13 protein-coding genes are annotated in these 16,063 nt (G+C 45.8%); 3 read left to right on the forward strand and 10 right to left on the reverse strand.

Going from position 1 to position 16,063, the window contains the following annotated elements; genetic code table 11:
- Positions 1–13: 13 nt before the first annotated feature.
- Both BC343_RS14940 and BC343_RS14945 read right to left on the reverse strand, forming a co-directional pair.
- Positions 14–1,426: a hypothetical protein gene (locus BC343_RS14940; protein ID WP_078348581.1), complete on the reverse strand. Its 1,413-nt coding sequence runs from the start codon at positions 1,424–1,426 to the stop codon at positions 14–16.
- Positions 1,427–1,826: 400 nt separating this feature from the next.
- On the reverse strand, positions 1,827–2,018 hold the full coding sequence (locus BC343_RS14945; protein WP_078348582.1) for a hypothetical protein: 192 nt from the start codon (positions 2,016–2,018) through the stop codon (positions 1,827–1,829).
- A 151-nt stretch (positions 2,019–2,169) separates the two neighbouring features.
- Here BC343_RS14945 and BC343_RS14950 point away from each other — a divergent pair, with 151 nt between their 5' ends.
- Positions 2,170–3,228 (forward strand): hypothetical protein, encoded by a 1,059-nt coding sequence (locus BC343_RS14950; RefSeq protein ID WP_078348583.1) that lies wholly within the window; start codon positions 2,170–2,172, stop codon positions 3,226–3,228.
- 70 nt (positions 3,229–3,298) lie between these two features.
- Here the strand turns inward: BC343_RS14950 and BC343_RS14955 are convergent, their stop codons facing one another.
- Genes BC343_RS14955 through BC343_RS14965 form a run of 3 tightly spaced genes read right to left on the reverse strand, consistent with a single transcriptional unit; the run spans position 3,299 to position 8,926 of the window.
- The gene (locus BC343_RS14955; RefSeq protein ID WP_078348584.1) at positions 3,299–3,496 is read right to left on the reverse strand and encodes a PX domain-containing protein; all 198 of its coding nucleotides are present in this window, start codon (positions 3,494–3,496) and stop codon (positions 3,299–3,301) included.
- Positions 3,497–3,508: 12 nt separating this feature from the next.
- Positions 3,509–5,137 carry a hypothetical protein gene (locus BC343_RS14960; protein WP_078348585.1) on the reverse strand — a complete coding sequence of 543 codons (1,629 nt, stop codon included), beginning with the start codon at positions 5,135–5,137 and terminating at the stop codon, positions 3,509–3,511.
- 30 nt (positions 5,138–5,167) lie between these two features.
- Complete coding sequence (locus BC343_RS14965; protein ID WP_078348586.1) at positions 5,168–8,926, reverse strand: PIN domain-containing protein; 3,759 nt, start codon at positions 8,924–8,926, stop codon at positions 5,168–5,170.
- A 311-nt stretch (positions 8,927–9,237) separates the two neighbouring features.
- On the opposite strand from BC343_RS14965, the gene BC343_RS14970 reads away from it, so the two are divergent.
- The gene (locus BC343_RS14970) at positions 9,238–9,555 is read left to right on the forward strand and encodes a hypothetical protein (protein WP_143822191.1); all 318 of its coding nucleotides are present in this window, start codon (positions 9,238–9,240) and stop codon (positions 9,553–9,555) included.
- 495 nt (positions 9,556–10,050) lie between these two features.
- Here BC343_RS14970 and BC343_RS14975 read toward each other — a convergent pair whose 3' ends face one another.
- Positions 10,051–11,523: a HEPN domain-containing protein gene (locus BC343_RS14975; protein ID WP_162276877.1), complete on the reverse strand. Its 1,473-nt coding sequence runs from the start codon at positions 11,521–11,523 to the stop codon at positions 10,051–10,053.
- 139 nt (positions 11,524–11,662) lie between these two features.
- Between BC343_RS14975 and BC343_RS14980 the strand changes: the two genes are divergently transcribed.
- The gene (locus BC343_RS14980) at positions 11,663–12,028 is read left to right on the forward strand and encodes a helix-turn-helix domain-containing protein (RefSeq protein WP_078348589.1); all 366 of its coding nucleotides are present in this window, start codon (positions 11,663–11,665) and stop codon (positions 12,026–12,028) included.
- Between the two features lie 538 nt (positions 12,029–12,566).
- Here BC343_RS14980 and traJ read toward each other — a convergent pair.
- The 4 genes from traJ to BC343_RS15000 form a co-directional block, all read right to left on the reverse strand.
- Complete coding sequence (gene traJ, locus BC343_RS14985; RefSeq protein WP_317043645.1) at positions 12,567–13,682, reverse strand: conjugative transposon protein TraJ; 1,116 nt, start codon at positions 13,680–13,682, stop codon at positions 12,567–12,569.
- 246 nt (positions 13,683–13,928) lie between these two features.
- Positions 13,929–15,128 (reverse strand): relaxase/mobilization nuclease domain-containing protein, encoded by a 1,200-nt coding sequence (locus BC343_RS14990; RefSeq protein ID WP_078348591.1) that lies wholly within the window; start codon positions 15,126–15,128, stop codon positions 13,929–13,931.
- Entirely contained in the window at positions 15,103–15,456 is a 354-nt protein-coding gene (locus BC343_RS14995; RefSeq protein WP_078348592.1) for a plasmid mobilization protein, read from the reverse strand. The genes BC343_RS14990 and BC343_RS14995 overlap by 26 nt, the downstream gene beginning before the upstream one ends.
- A 104-nt stretch (positions 15,457–15,560) precedes the next feature.
- A complete protein-coding gene (locus BC343_RS15000) occupies positions 15,561–15,854 on the reverse strand; it encodes a helix-turn-helix domain-containing protein (RefSeq protein WP_078348593.1) in 294 nt (97 codons plus the stop codon).
- Between the last annotated feature and the right edge of the window lie 209 nt (positions 15,855–16,063).

Here is a 16,063-nt window from a genome sequence, read left to right on the forward strand (position 1 = left end):
CTGCTCTTTTCAATTAAAAAGGTTCATCATCATCTACCAGGCGGTATCTTGTTCGTCTGCCTTTTCCCTTCCCTGCGGTATTCCTTTTTCGCGCCCCCGTTTTCTCATCGATGGTGTAAATAACCGAGCGCCCCTTGGCGATTGCATCCTCTAAAAATGCGCCGATTTTCTTTGACGCATTCGCAGTAGTTCCAACAAAACCGGCCTGAACAAGGTCTACAAAAGTATCCTTGTTCATATACCGCCTCTTCAAAGTATGCGTGCCAATCTGCACACCTCCCGAGGGGCCTTCGGTGCTGGTATCGGACAATAACAATTCCCATTGGTCAAGCGGAATGTACATACCGGGTGCCAGGGAATGATCTGTGGTTTTAAAATTTATTTTCCTGCATAGCTTGAAAAATAAGGGGCAGTCAGCAAAACGGTAATATTTCAAACCAAGACCTGGATTTTCACCGTCAATTGCCGCTTTTACCCGCTGCAGCCTTGCCAACTCATCAAAATGTGATTCCTGATTGGGATTATAATAATATTCACCCGACGCCGACCGTTGATCCATGATCTTGTATTGCACCATCACAAACGCCTCATACCTACGATGAAAATAAATAAGATCCACACCCAAAGCTTTTTCAAGTGGTTTACGGTTAGCGTTAATTACCGTCAATTTTTCACCCTCATCATTCTGGAATTCTACCACGCCGGTTATATCGCCCTTATTCACAAACTCGTAACCCGGGAAGGTATGAAGGTCATGCGCAATAACATCATCCTCGTAGACCGTAAACGCTGTCAAACCGCTCAGAAAAGATTCACCAAAACCCTTAGTTCCCATTCGCCAGCTATCGAAAATCTTCGATCTCTCCACACCAAAAATATCAAGCGACAAACCTGCTGCATCTTTTTCAATCGCGATTTGCGATATCCGACCGGTATCTTCCTGCCCGATTTCAGGAAAATGGATACGGTTATATAACTCCGAAATGGTTTCTTTAAGCTCGGGACGCAGGCTAATGACCTTTTCAAATAACTCCTCCCCCCTCCACTTGCCTAAGTGCTCATAACCTCCTATACGCAACCAGCTATGCTCGTCCATTACATGATGACGAAAGCACCCGCTGAGCAATTCTGCCGATATAGGCTCCATTCCAAAAATATCATAACTCTTTAAACGAACCTGCCCAACGGCGATATTGGTTTGCTTCTTAAAAACACCGATATAACCGATCGAAAAATCATCCCGTTCGCTGTTCAACCAGATCAATCCGAGCCACCGCTGCTCGTCCCATTCGGAACTATTAGGTACCACGAAGGTAAAAGCGCCGTGTTGGTGAATACTGTTTTCTATGCTTTCCGCCTGCTCTCTATTCATAATACGGATGACGGATGTGATACTGGGATTTAAAAAGTTCTCGGGTGCTGACATAAAAATAAATTTAAGGGTACTCCGCGGTTAATCCAAACCAACCGGCAAGGGCGGGTATCGCCTCCGGCTCCAAAGGCACTTTTTATTGTTTTATTAATTTTTTCATTCAAACAGAAGAAAAGCGCAGCTAAGGTCTTGCCGGCACTGGCCATTAGGTTGGCAAAAGAACTCGCCGGACACACGTGAGATGAGGGCTTTGCTTTCCAGTAGGCTTGCCATCGAATGCTATGTCGACCGGAAGATTATACCATGATTGCGGAAAGCGTTATACTGCATCACCGGGGGAAACCGGGCCACCTTTGCCCTGGCTTCCCCCCGCGGAAGGGCAGAAAAAAGTATATTAAAAAAAGTGGTATGGTGCCCTGAAATTTAACCCTCCTCCGGTTTGTGGCAAAAGCAATTACGGTTCGCTGGCTTTGGTGATCTTCACCCACATCTGCTTCCGCGCCTGGAGCAAATCTTCATCTGTCAGTCCCGACGGCCCGTCTTCATTGAGGTGATGCAGCCAAAAATCAACAGCGTCTGCTTCACCGGCAGGTAAAATCCCCTCCTGGGCTTTTATCAACAATTCCCTGATGTTCTTCTTTTCCATACGTCGATTTAGTATAAGACATCCCGGCAGGGGACATCAGGTACAAGGCGGCAAATTTTTTTTTAATAGCCATCATCGTTATCAACGCCTTCTTTAGCGGATTATCATTATCTTAAGCTCACCTTAGAACTTTATCCAATATCAAAAGATCATGCATTTCCTTTATAAACTCTTTGACCTGCTTAGGATTTATCCATGGCGTAATTTCGGTGCAATGTTGTGCTGCACTGTACTTGGTTTTTTGATCATTTCGCTATTTAACCACCGAAAATCGGAGAAATGGCTTCAGAAAATTAAACTGTCGTTCTCTGCGGGACTGTCAGGAATCTTATTGGCAGTATCCCTGGTTTTCATCGTATTTTTTTCATTTTTCTCTTATTGCTGGATCAAGGAGGTAGGCCGTTTCGATCCTTTAGAGAACTATGTGATCAACCTGACATTATTGTTATCTTTTTCGCTTCTGTTCGGGATAATCGGTTTTTTAATTCATTTAGCCACAGCTGCCGCTTTTAAACTGGATAATATCAATTTGGCCGACTACTATCAGTCGTCGCAAAAAAACCACCTGCAGGCTACTGAAAAAGCACAACGGAAATCTTCTGTTTGGCGTTTATTATCGGAAGCCATGGAGGGCGACCTTTCCGTGCGATTTTTAGGCTATTTAGATGATGGCGATCCAGATAGCATAAGGACTCGCATCGATCAGCGTTCATTTTCACAGGACAAATCCGCTATGGAAATTTATGAAATTGTCGGGCTTCCGGTTTATCATGTGTATTCGGCAAGCATTTCTTTACCGCCTCACCCTACGCCACCGGTGAACGAATTCCTGGCAGGTGGGAACCTTTTTCTGTTACAGAACAGGCTGCTCAGCACCTACCCGGACCTGTATTTTCATTTCAGCAGGGCGGTCACCAACCGGCTTTCCGATCCAAAAGAATACAGGAAAGTGAAGAGGATCATCCAGGCAGAGATCGATTACATAGAGCAGGCCGTCATTCCGGGGACCGATGAGTTTTATAATGGCAAACACGTCAAGATCAAAGTTTTTTTATACGCTTATCTGATCCAGGCACTGAATTTTAATCAGAACTACCTGGTGCCTCTGAACAATACCGCCAAATGCAATCATGTTTTATTCGCTCTTTTCCGGTTGCTGATGCAGGGAACATTTCTCGGCCTGGTGATCAAGAACATCCTTAAAACCTGACGACCGCGATTCTAAGGATAAATATTGATCGCAATGCTCAATAAAGCTGATTTGGAACGGGATCAAAATTTCATATTTGAAAATGCCGGAGGAGGTGGTCAATAGCCTGGATCAGCATGGTCAGTTGTACGCCAGCCTTGATCAGTTGTTCGAGATCGATTCTTCTTTTGGATGCAACACTCTTTTTCATTTGTAACTGTTTAACAGGTACAAATTTGGGAAGGGCATTTCCTGGTAACCGGTGATTTGCGGTCACAAATTCCAGCATAACCAGTTATTTTTAATCAATCCCTGCCCGGCGCTTAAATTCTTCAAGGTCCCGCTTCGCGTGGGCGAAACCTGAAGGGTGATCAGCGAGTAATTCCACGACCTTTAGCAGCCTTTCCAGTTTATTCTTCGTGATGGTTTTGGTATCGCCGGGCGATACCCGGTTCGCATGATCGCTGTAGAAAATGTAATGGTGGTATAGTTTATCACCACTTTGCCCGGGATTGTACCGCTGTATGATTTCCCTCGAATTGGCCCGGTCAATTTTTTCATTTTTATAGTAACAGGCCAGGGCGATTACAGGCTGTGGCGTTTCTTCCATTTTCACCTCCGGGCCAGACAGTGCTTCTCCTTTGGTCCCGGATTTAGAGGGATTTGCGGTTAGTTTAGGGCCGGCCTTTAACCATTTGATAAAATCCTCTGCAAGTTCCAGTAACTTGTAATGATCCTCCTTCCGTTCTTCGGGTTTGGAAAGATCTCGGTGAAACCCGATCATTTGCTGCAGACAGGTTATTAGGTCATCAATAAAATGCCGGTAGGCTTTGCTTTTAATATCCCGGATAATATTTACCTGATCATGAACCAAAACAAAATCGGATTTCGTCGCACGCCGGCGCTGGGGGATGGATAGCGGGCTTACCCTTACCACCTTTGCCGGATCGTCGGTTTCCCGGTCGTTTATGTCATACCAAAATCGCCCGGAAGCCGGTGGCGCAGGCACCAGAAAGAAATCCGCCAGCAGGTTGCGCCGATAGATCCGGTCGAATAGTTCCTGCCCTAAAGTGAAATCCGCGGAAACTTTGCCGGGATCAAGTTGAGGAAGGCCGCGCGGCTTATTTTCGGTAAAAGATTCCCGCAGTTGTTTTTCCAGCCATTCCTGGTAAAGGATGTATTTCCCGTAAACCAGCGCAGCAGTATTCCCAATGTGTTGTTCGCAGCGATGATTTTCATAATAGCCGTGCAATATCCGCAGGTATTCACGCTCATGATCGTTATCGTGACGCTCGAAAGCCGATATTATCAGGCCATAATCTGCGTGCTCCGTGAATTTTTTAAGAGGTGCAAGCTCGCTGACATAAACCTCAGCCGTTGGCTCCTGGTACTTGCGGTTAAATTCACGAATAAGGAATTCACAAACCTGTGGCCCCATCATGAATTTCAGCCGCAGAAAAGCCTCCCGGTCACTTTGGGGTTCGGGAATATACGTGTACGGCGTCCCTACCGGTACCTCCATGCGTAAGGCAGTCTGTTCATCGGCAACGGCACTTAACCTGATCGTTCCTTCATATATGGCCGAATTGGTTTCACGCTCGCTCAACCAATCTTCTAAAAAATCGTTAACCCTGGCATCGTTAAGCAGGCCTGCTTTTCGTGCCTTATGGTACGCCCCCGCCAGTTCGTTTACGAAAACAAATTTTGTTTCGTTTTTCCAATAATGATGGTGTAACACCCTGGACAGATCATTATAATACATTTGTTCCCGCCCTGGAAGTATCTCTGCCCTGAGCCGTTCGTACAAGCTGAGAAACAGCAACTCATTATCGACCGGCCCTTCTGTCCTGCTGATAACAAGCTGGAAGGGCTCCTGATTAACCTCGTTTTCTAAACGATAATCAAATACGATCGGTTTTTTTTCCTGCAATGTCTTTCCTCCGGTTAGCAAACGATAAATTTAAATACCGGTTTCCGATATGGCATCATTCAGGCAACCTAAAACGAATTCCCGCCTGGCACCCAGAAGCTTGAACTGCTCGCGGACGATCAGCCTGACAAAATCTTTTATCCCTGGCAGTGATACAGCCTTCAGCATACCGGTAAAAACTGCCGTTACGGCCATCTTAAGTTCCGCTTCATTTAACAGGTTGCTGAGTACCAGCCAGCGGGCATGCAGCACGCCGGTGGTCACATTATAGGGGTTCAGGTTTAAAGATAGGTTTTCAAGGCATAGTTCATAACGATGGGGTTTACCGGCCAGTTTCTGAGTGTATTGCTCATTGACCTGGCTCAGTGAAGGAGTGTAGCCCCGGTACTGGTTGGTAATGAATTCGTCGAGGGCTGGTGAACCCGCGGGCAGGATACGTTTTGCAAAGTATTCCGTACTGGTGATCCGGTGTTGCGGAAGACCCAGCGTATAGAAGATCGCATCATCGGAGATCAGCATTAATTCCTGGTCGTCTTCCATAATAACGGTCGTATTTACCAGGTAATCCACCAGATCACGTCTTGCCCCGGTGGCCTTCGCCTGCCTGATGAAATCCAAAACCCGTGCAGACAGCCTGATTTCGCAGTGATCGTTGACCCAGGCAGATAGCCCCTCCAGATAGGTGATATTACTTTTCCTTGCTTCTTCCGGCACAAAATTCGGGGTTACGCCTTCCCGGGTCACCATTAGAGATAGTTGCTCCCGGTCGTCCGCCTTCGCCTCGGCAAGCAAATGTTTGATGTGGTCAGCATGGTGCTTTGCCAAAACAAACGGCACGCCGAATTCTACCTTGTGCTGGTTGACCATCTGGTATAACAGCGGCAATGAACTCAGGTCTAACAGGTAGCGGCTTGCCGGTACCGGGCGAAAGGCAATAAGCGGTACGATATTAATGCCACGTAGCCGCCTCGCCATTTCGAAATAGCCAGGGAGGTATTTGCCCTGTAACGCGGCCACAACCACCTGGGAAAAGGATATTTCGCGGTTCTCATACTGTTCGATCAACCTTGTTTTGATCTCCTGTTCCTGTGAACCCCTTTCCCCCATGAACCGGGTAAGGACTTTTTCGATACTGGTAATATCGCCAGGCTCGATCTCCATCGACTCCATCGGGATACCCGAATAGGGGTTACCGGAAACCTCATCAACAATAAGGTCATGGAGGTACAGGTATTTGTTCATGATCCGCTCGATGGTGATCATATCTTCCTGGCCTGATAGCGGCCGCTTAACCGGGAAGGCTCCGCCTTTACCGCAACCGGGAAATTCGTTGAAAGGAGCCTGCTTCAGGTTTTGCTCATTCAGTTCGATATATTTAATATCCCGGTTAATGGAATATTTCACAAAATGCCCGGCTTCCACCGTATCATATTCTTTAGCAGGCCAGATCGCCTCATATTCGTCCCGGTATTCCGCAAAAGAAATAAAATACATCATCCTTAGATTCTTTTCGCCTGGGTCGCTGGCATACCGGTAGAGGATATCAAACCCTTCCATGAAATGTTTGGTTTTGATGAGGATCTGCGCGACGTTCCCGGCAATTTCAGCACTTTGGAACTGCGTCTCCTTCAATTTGCCGGCCAGCCCGCTTATTTTTTGGAGCGCTTCCGGTGTCCCCAACTCATAGAGCGCGTATAAATAGCGCCCGGTTACCAGCTCATCATCCGGATTTTGCTCCAGGTAAAATTCCCCGATCTCCATGATTTTATCCCAATTGGTCAGTTCAGAATAAGCCTGTAATTCCAGGCGGGTGATCCCAGGGTCGAATGAGGAGTTGAGCCGCCAGTTTTCCAATACCTGAAGCAATTCCTGGCTGTCTTTTTTGGTATTGTAAAGCGCCTGGATGTAATGGTACAGATCCCGGCCTTCTTTGTCGATGATTTTATCAATATATTTTCTGAAGACTTTGACCGCTTCATCATCCTTTCCGCCAAAATGTAAGGTGATTGCAATCAGCGCGAGGAGCTTATCATCGGTATAAGCGTCAGCGAGGCTCAGCAACGCAGCCGTACTATCCGCCTGCTCACCCTCCAGGATAGTGATGGCTATATTTCTGACCAGGTGTTCATCCGCCTCCTGTTCAAAAACCTTTCCTTCGGTGAAGTCAGCAACGGTAAAGCCCGCGGTTTGGTTAAACTGCTTCAACTCTACGATATGATTGGCAAATACCGGCGTCAAATAGGGGGAGACCTTCGCCAGGTTGCCGCAGATATCTTTTACTGTTTTAGCGTATCCATCCGGGTCACCCTTTTTCAGGTAACAGAAGCTCAGCAACTGGTAACATTCGTACCCTTTAGGATCAATGCCTTCCAGAAGCGCGATCGCTTCTTCTATAAAACCGGCTATCTGCAGCACATTCGCACAAAGGAGTGTAAAATGTCCGGTCCTGCGTTTTAACTGGTCATGCCAGGTTTTCATTTCCAGCGCATACTCATTTCTCCCTTCCAGCAGGTAATTGGTAAAAGCGAGCATAAATTTCAAATTGGATTGTTCATCCTTCATTTCCGACCTGGCCAAAACATCCAGAAACCTTTTTAAAAGGTCATTAAGCATGACGACAAGCGCCGTTTTGGACTCGTTCTGAGCCGTGTTAAAATCGAAGAATAGGTTTTTGAAGTAATCATGGAAAAAAATATTGATCCAGTACCCTTGCCGGCCAATGTTATTGATGGTGATCTCTTCCGCCACATAATCCTTATATCCCGGATTAACTCCTGCTACAAATAACTGCGCCATCCGTTCTTCATCACGCTCCATATTGATCACGTTTTGCAAGGGAATACGGAAACTTAAATCCTTCCGCACGATCGCAGGGACCTCGCCGACCATCCGGATAAGGTCCTGGCCGGTGGCCAGCAGGCATTTGATGACCCAGCCTACCGGGTTATATCCGTCCTCGTCCAGCAATTGTTTACCGAGCGCTTCCGCTTTTGCGGGCTCCCCCAGTTTATAGTAGGCGAAGGCCGCCTGTTCCCGGGTATGCGGGCTGTCCCGATCATAGCCGTAAGCTTTAACATATGCTTTATGCGATTCCTCTGCCCTGTTCAGGATTTTCAGGCAGGCGCCGCGCTGGAACCAGATCGCGCCAAGCAGCTTTTGCTGCGGCTGTTTGGTGGATTCTTTAAAACTTTCTACGAGGGCATCAAGCAGTTTTAAGGCGGTTTCCGGCTTGAAAGCTTTCAGCGTCGCGACATAAGTATCCAGCCGGTTCTTCCATTGCATTTCCAGATCTGCGCTATATTCGTCAAAAGCATGTTCTAATTTGCTTTCGATAGCCGCAAGTTTACGGGAGATCAGGAAGATCTCCTCCTGGTAATTGGCTTTGATCGCCAGCTTTTCAAGGCCTGTGATTGCCTCTACCTCCGCTTTGAAAATGGACAGGAAATCTTCTATATTTTTCCGGGTCGGGGTAATGACGTTTGGTTCCGTATCCAGCGCGTCGAGCAGTTCCTGGATATCATAATCCTGATCCATGATACCCAGCGAGATCAGTTCGTTGATGATCCGTTGGGAGTGATAGAAAGGAAATTTCTTTCCCACACCAGGCTGGGGGTACTGTGCTTCATATTTGGTCAGCGCATGGCTGATCGCTTTCCGGAGTTCGTTCTTATAATCTTTTTCCATGGCAGCCAGCGTGGCGTCCAGCCCTTTTTTGAAAAAATAGGTTTCGGTATTCTTGACGATAAAATCTGCGATAGAGGCAAAGGTTGTTACTGACAATAATGACATTTTAAAAGATTTACTTGTAAAACAAATTTAACAATATGGGACTGCAAAAGGGAAAGGATCCTTTCAAAAAGCTATGGCATGATGAATAAAGGTGATTACTTCCCGGAAATGCGCGGGCGTTTCTTCCGCGGCCTTATCCTTGTCTTTTCTTCAGCAGGGTTGGGACTGGCCCAGTCGGAACTGGTTGAATAAGTTTTATCACCATCAGCGTGGGAATAATTATCCCTCAAAATAAACGTAAACCCAGTATCCGGTTTTATGATCGTGTTTTTAGCAAGGATGTTCAATTGACCAATTTAAATACAGACACCATGGAATTTCATTGGTTTAAAGAAATTTTAAAAGATATGGCTTTAAGCACAGAGCTAAACGACAGGCCAACCGTGTTGAAATTCCGTCATACCGACCTTAGCCACATTGATTTTGATTATTACCAACGCTATGTTTTGCATCAATGTCCGGAGCGGGAAACCACCAGGGGTATTTATGAACAATTGCTGGTCAAGTTTCAAAATAAAAAAACTGGAGAGTCATCAGCGGGTGGAGAAAAAGAATTTCAGGCTCAGGCACAGTTGGTTAATCAATGTAACTGGTTACTACTGGTGGGATCATACCGCTATGATAAATGATATTTAATAGCATATTTATTTGACAACATTATACTTTAGGAAAAAAAACGAAGTAGAGAGCAGTTTTTCGGATTGACCATTTTTGTCAACTATAATGTAATGTCCTCAAATCAAGCCTTGTATGCTTAGAATGCTAACGTGTTTTTAAGTTTGAGTACGATACAATAATAGGATTAAGTATTTCTGCCATCAATAATGGATAACTGAACATTATTAAAAAAACAGATAGTTCGTACCAATAAAGAAATATAATAATCCATTGCATCGCTTAAACAACCGGAAGCAGCAAGCAGGAAAACTGTCAAGGGCGCGGATTTTACGACCTTATGAAATGGTGCGTTCATATACCCTTGACAGTTTTCCTGCGGTGCTAATTTTGTTTAGGCGGTGGAATGGTCCCTTGCTTTGGAGAGTCGGTGACTGTTGTGAGCGAGAGCGAACATCAGTTATTTATGGATAACAAAAGCTTGTCAGAACTGACAGGCTTTTGTTTCGTCAGTCTTCTATAGTTTGCAAAGTTCCGCGGTAAATATGCTCGGCTACATTGTATAAGCTACCGATCTTTTCGGTTAGCAGTTTTAAGCTCACCTCATCCAATTTGTAATCTTCTTTATAGCGGGCAGCGGAATAGGCATTTTGTAACAACTCAAAAAGCTGTGCGCCGTGAACTGATCTCAGGTCAAAAACATTGATCAGATCATCAGTAAAGATCAAGGTCAACCTCAGCATCCTTGCCAGGTTGTGAATTGTCAACCGGTAACCTAAATTTATCCTTACGATTGCAATTAATGTACTTTCTACCGATTGATGCAGCAGAAAGGCCGCAAGGTTATAATGGCCATCGTGATAACAGCCCTGTGCTGTGTCTAAGAAAATTTTACCTTGAACGCCCCAACGCTCCCAGCTTGCCTTGACATGCCTAATAGTTCTGTCGCTATCTGGTTCATTTAACAAGGGAAGTTGAAAATTTTCATTGCGGTAAAGTATCTTGTGCTTTTCAATGGCATTAAAAAACAACCTGTTCCCATCTTCCAGCCCTTTGATAAATCCATCGGATTTATGGACTATCGCGCAGACATTGATGAGCGGCTTACAAAGGTTCTCTATCTTATTGACGATTTCGTGCTCAGGCGTTTTGTCTTTCTCGTCGGTCACGATCAACAAATAAAATGTATCAGGGTCTGGGTAAGTCCCCAAATGAATGACCATCAATGTTGCGCTTACACTTTTAAGTATAACATCTGTCAAGGTAGTTGCCCCCACCCTTTCTGTGTCCATTATCCTTTCATTAAAACGGCAATTGGCCCTAAAAAGCGGAAGCTGTTTCGGCCCTTTCTTTATGAACGCCGTTACTTCGGCCTCTGGGCCTTCCTTAATTTTCAAAACCGGTTGCCCGGTCTCCCGTTGACGAATGACCCAAACTGCCTCGTAAAGCTTTTGCATTTGTTCATAAAAGTAGATGACCTCGCTCACCTCCATTTCTTCGCCGATAGGCTCGGCAGACAAGCCTGTTTCCAACCACTCATTTAAAAAACGGGAATATTGGTTTACGGTGTAGGCATCAAAGAAGTTACGGATCGCGCGGTACGGATCAATGCATTCCTCTTGTGACAAGTATGTGGGATAATGCAGCCAATCCTCTCGTTCCTGTTGTAACTGCCTGTCAAAATTGATCCGTATAGAACCAGCGGCTTTTATCGCTCGTTCGGACCGGCTTAACATGTACATTGCCTCGACCAGCCTCACATTCAATTTATATATAAAAAGCAGCCCGGCAGGGCCATCCGCCTTGTCTTGATAATAACCTTCGCCAATCACATATTTGCGCCACCTCGCCAAACTTTCCAAATGTCCCTGCAACCAGTCCTGTGAAAAGAAATCACGAATGACCAGTATCGGGTCAGCAATTTCCTCGGCTACCAAGTGCTTAGGCTGAAATGTTTTTGCATCAAATTTTACCGTTTCCATTACGCTCATGTTTACACCTGCCCGCATTGACAGGAAACACAAAAGAATAGCGCTAAGATGCCGTGCCGAACCAAATCGGGTTGTACTTTACATTATTCGCGTTGTTTCGTACATTTACTAATCTTAATACATTTGCACCATGTCAGAAGCTACACTACATATAGGAAGAAAGATCGGGAAGATAAGGGAACTACGCGGGATAAAGCAGGAAGCCTTAGCCGCGGAGTTAGGGATAAGCCAGCAAGCGATATCTAAAATTGAGCAAAGTCCTGATGTCGACGATGCATCTTTAGAGAAAATCGCGAAAGTGCTTGGTGTAACTGCGGACTCTATAAAAAGCTTCAGTGAAGAAGCCGTTTTAAATTATTTTAACACCTTCAACGATAACAGCACCGGTGCTTTTAATAATTTCAATTGCACATTCAACCCTATCGATAAAGTTATAGAACTTTACGAACGCCTCCTACAAGCGGAGAAAGAGAAGAACGACTTACTTAAAAAGTAACCAATACACCCACCCGATAATGAATGAAGCTGCTAAACGATTATACACCTTGCAAATCTGCGAGGCGATCATTTTAAGCAGTGCTCTAAAAAAACTTATCGGAAGGAGTTTTAACAAAAGCATCCGCAGCAATATTGAGTGGATAACCATGTAATTGATACGTGACCTGCGCAGTTTAAAAACATATCGCAGGATAGAAACGGAGCTGTTCAGTAACCTTTTAGATAAATGGCATTACGTGCCTAAAAAGGAACTGTCTAAGTTCGTTGATGAATTAGAAGTGATATTAAGAGGGAGATCGGTATATGGTCGGTAATGTCCGACATGTCCAGCCATGGCTACAGTGATACCCAGATCATAAAATTCGTGTCTGACTCTTTTCCGAATGACCGCCCTGCATCCCACCTGCATAATCCAATTACCGGCAACGGAGTTGGCCGGGTTTCTGCTTCAGCATAAGCGGCCGCTTACACTGAAGCAGAAAGCTAAAAAAGCCAGCGATACCTTTCGCTGGCTTGGCCATTGGAATTTATAACGATTATTTTCCTGATAATTTGTCCCGCATGTATTGGTCGCTCTGAGGCGGTTCCGCCTGTGGCCTGGGCTGAAGCAGATCACTCACTTTTTGATAAATAGCCGTGCCTGCGCTGATCGTAGTATTGGCGGCACTCGTGCTGCTTTGTATAACGAGTGTATTGACCCTCTGTACCAAACTGCTTCCTCCCGCGGCATGCACGATATAACCCGCTACCGATGGCACACAGAAATAACCAGCGATACCGATAATGAGGAATATGATATAAGCCGTATCTGCCGAACTGAAAAATGTACTGCCGGTCTCGTGCACCTGTGTAATATCCAGTGATATCATGTGTTCCTGAACTTTTCCGATGATCGCACCGAATATATTGGCAACTGGCAGCCATAGATAGGTATTGATATAGCGGGCCAGCCATTGCGTCAGCGTACTTTGTAATCCGTCGAACACGCTTAACCCAAGCACCAGCGGGCCAAGTATGGCCAGAACGATCAGAATGAACGAACGGATCGTGTTAATGCAGAGTGCAGCGGCCTGAAATACCACCTCCAGCACATTCGACATCCATTGCTTGATGTTATTCTTGAACGCATAGGCCTGCTTATCCATCCAGAATTTCATGCTGTTGGCCATCCCTGAGAAAATGCCTTTCTCTGGTTTGCCGTCCTCATCATCAGGATGCGTGTATTTGTACCACTTATCTTCATCGCCATTGCCGCTGTTCCCAACATAGGCCTGCCATTCTTTGGTTTGCTTTAATGCTTCCTCCTTGGCTTTTAATAACCTTGCGATAGCTTCATCAGAACTCTTGACCATGCTGCCGGTAGCGGTCACGGTGGGTTTCATTATGCCATTTATTACACTGATGGCCACAGGAAATAACAGTATCGCCATCCCAAGTGCGAACGGGCGCAGTAAAGGGTAAAAGTCTATCGGCTCGGCATTGGCCAGGTGGCGGTAGACGCGGGCGGCGATATACCATAATGCGCCAAATCCGGCGATGGCTCTCGCTGTACCGATCAGCCCGCTGCACATGGGCAGCATTTCATTATATACATTATCAAGCGTCCCCTGTAACCCGCCGATATTATCTGCCAGGCCATTCGCGTGGGACAATACAGGTGCTGCGATCAGGAGCATCGCGGCCATTATCGTTCTCTTTAAACATTTCCTTTTCATCGCTTTCAATTTTAAAGTGGATACCTATTTGTTTACTTCATTTGTTCATTGCTACATTTCTGCTTTTCTATATTTGCTCATTACTGTATTTCTACAATTCTTCAATTATTCATTTCTATAATTCTGCATTTATGTATTTCTATAATTGCAGCCTTTTACATTGCTATATTTCTATAGCTGCTCTTAGCGGGACAGGCCTCGCTTCTTCTTTCGTCGTTTACGTTGCGTCATCGGTATAGAAGCCATATCATCAGCAGGGTGATCAGGGCCGAGCAGGCTCCCGATAAGGCCGCGATCAGGTAAAGCCTGATGAGCCACCTGCTGCCTATCCTGTTGTTTACCTTGCTGAGCTGTTCCGCGCTGCTGACGATCATTTGTATCTGAAAGGCCAAACTGCTGGCTGTGCCGCTCAGTAGTTCCAGCTGCCTTTTCGTATCTGCTATCTGCTTTTCCGAGGTTAGCCTGTAGTTTTCCTGTGCCTTGCGGTACAGCTTTTCTATTTCCTGCAATAATTGCTGTATCTGCGTCAGTTCCGGTTGCTGGTTTTCTTCCGGCTGCAACGCCGGCTCTTGCGGCTTGCCGGGCTCTTGTCCTAACATTTGCCTCGTATAGCGCTGCGCGATCTCTTTCTTGTTCATAACTGATAGCATTTTTGACGGCCTGCCATTTATAGGCATTACCTAAGTGCGCACCTTTGAACTGCATATCCTCATAACCATAGGATATTCCGCTCACAAATCCGGTGGTAGCCTGGTTAAATAAGACATTGATGCCCTGGGCTTCTAATTGCGCTATGAAACGTTCCGCATCAGGCTTTTGCGACAGCACATCCTTAATGATGACCTGCAGTTTCATCTTAGCAGAAGGCTCATCAGTGCGTTTCATCATCTCCAACTCGTTCTTGGTCATCGCCCGTTCGTGGGCCTGGCGGCTGGATATGACCTCGGCCAGGCCGTATTGCTTTTCGAGCTCCCTGAGTACCTTTTCACTCCGCTTGTAATCCTGGCTGTCGGATACGACCGTCCCATCGTAGCCGATACGGTTAACCAGTAAATGCAGGTGCGGATGGTCCGCATCATAATGCCTGAATATTAAGTACTGGTGCTGGCCAAAGCCCATTTTGTTCAAATATTCATTTGCAATAATGTTCATTTGTTCATTGCCCAGGTCTTCCTGCGGCGGGAAGTTGAGGGAAGTATGGTAAAAGTACTTCTGTAAGTTCGGCCGCTGCATCCTGACCATCTTTACTTCTTCCATAATTGAGCGTTCCTTCAATTCAGCGAAGGACATAACCAGTACCTCGGCTTTGCCCTTGCTTACTTTCTCGAGGTTATACATCAGGGCTCCTCTAAAGCCCTTACCTTTTACCTGATCTGCCGTCATGGAGGAGATGCTTTAAGATATCCCGCTGCTGTTTACCCAGTTCGGCGATAACGCCGATGAAGTTCGGCTGCTTGCCGGAATTCATTAGTTTGGCGATCTGGTTAAGGTTCACGCCGATCTTATGCAGCTCCCGGTACATTGCCGCCGTAATGGGCGATACTTTTACTTGCGGGAACTTCCCGGTAAATATCTTTTGCCGTATCCAGTTAGCCGGTGTCATTGCCGAAGCTTCTGCCTGATGAAATACCCGTTCGTTCTCAGAAACGGTTAACCGGATATTTACCTGAACAACTCTCTTGTCGTCCTCACTTATTGCTGGCCTTCCCATAATTGATCGTGTAACGTAGTGAACTGATCGCACCTTCTCCCGTCAGGGAGCAAGCCGTTTAAGCGTAGCGAAAACATGGCTTGCTCCAAATCATCAAGACGGTTTTATCTTGCCGCCCTAATGCGTTTGGACTTTACCTCTCCCCTTAGAACCTTTTGAATATCCTCCATGCTGTAATAAAGGATACCACCGATCTTGGTGAAGGGAATTGTGCCATTGTCCCGGAGCGTTTGAAGGGTGTTAGCGGAAATTTTGAGGAGGTTTTTGACCTGGTAACTCTTTAGCCATTTAGGCCGTTCACCTTCCGGCGAACCTCCGCTGACTATTGCTTTGAATTGCGCGACCAGCTTTTCGCCGAACGCTTCCAGGTCTTCCCGGGTGATGATCTCTGTTGCCATAGTTTTTAATTTGTAATGTTTTCGAGCTTAAGCGGTTCAAATGAGCGAAGCTTTAAGATGCCTGCATTTGGTTTGCGATGCTCTGAGACAAAATTGAGTGATAGCAATGGAGAATTAATCCGAGGTAATCCGAGTCGGATTTCAATTTTTATATATTGTCGGTTGTTATGTTTCTATTGTCAACAGCTGAAACCTACTGCTCGATTCAA

This window comes from Mucilaginibacter pedocola, from assembly GCF_002013915.1.
Lineage (GTDB): Bacteria > Bacteroidota > Bacteroidia > Sphingobacteriales > Sphingobacteriaceae > Mucilaginibacter > Mucilaginibacter pedocola.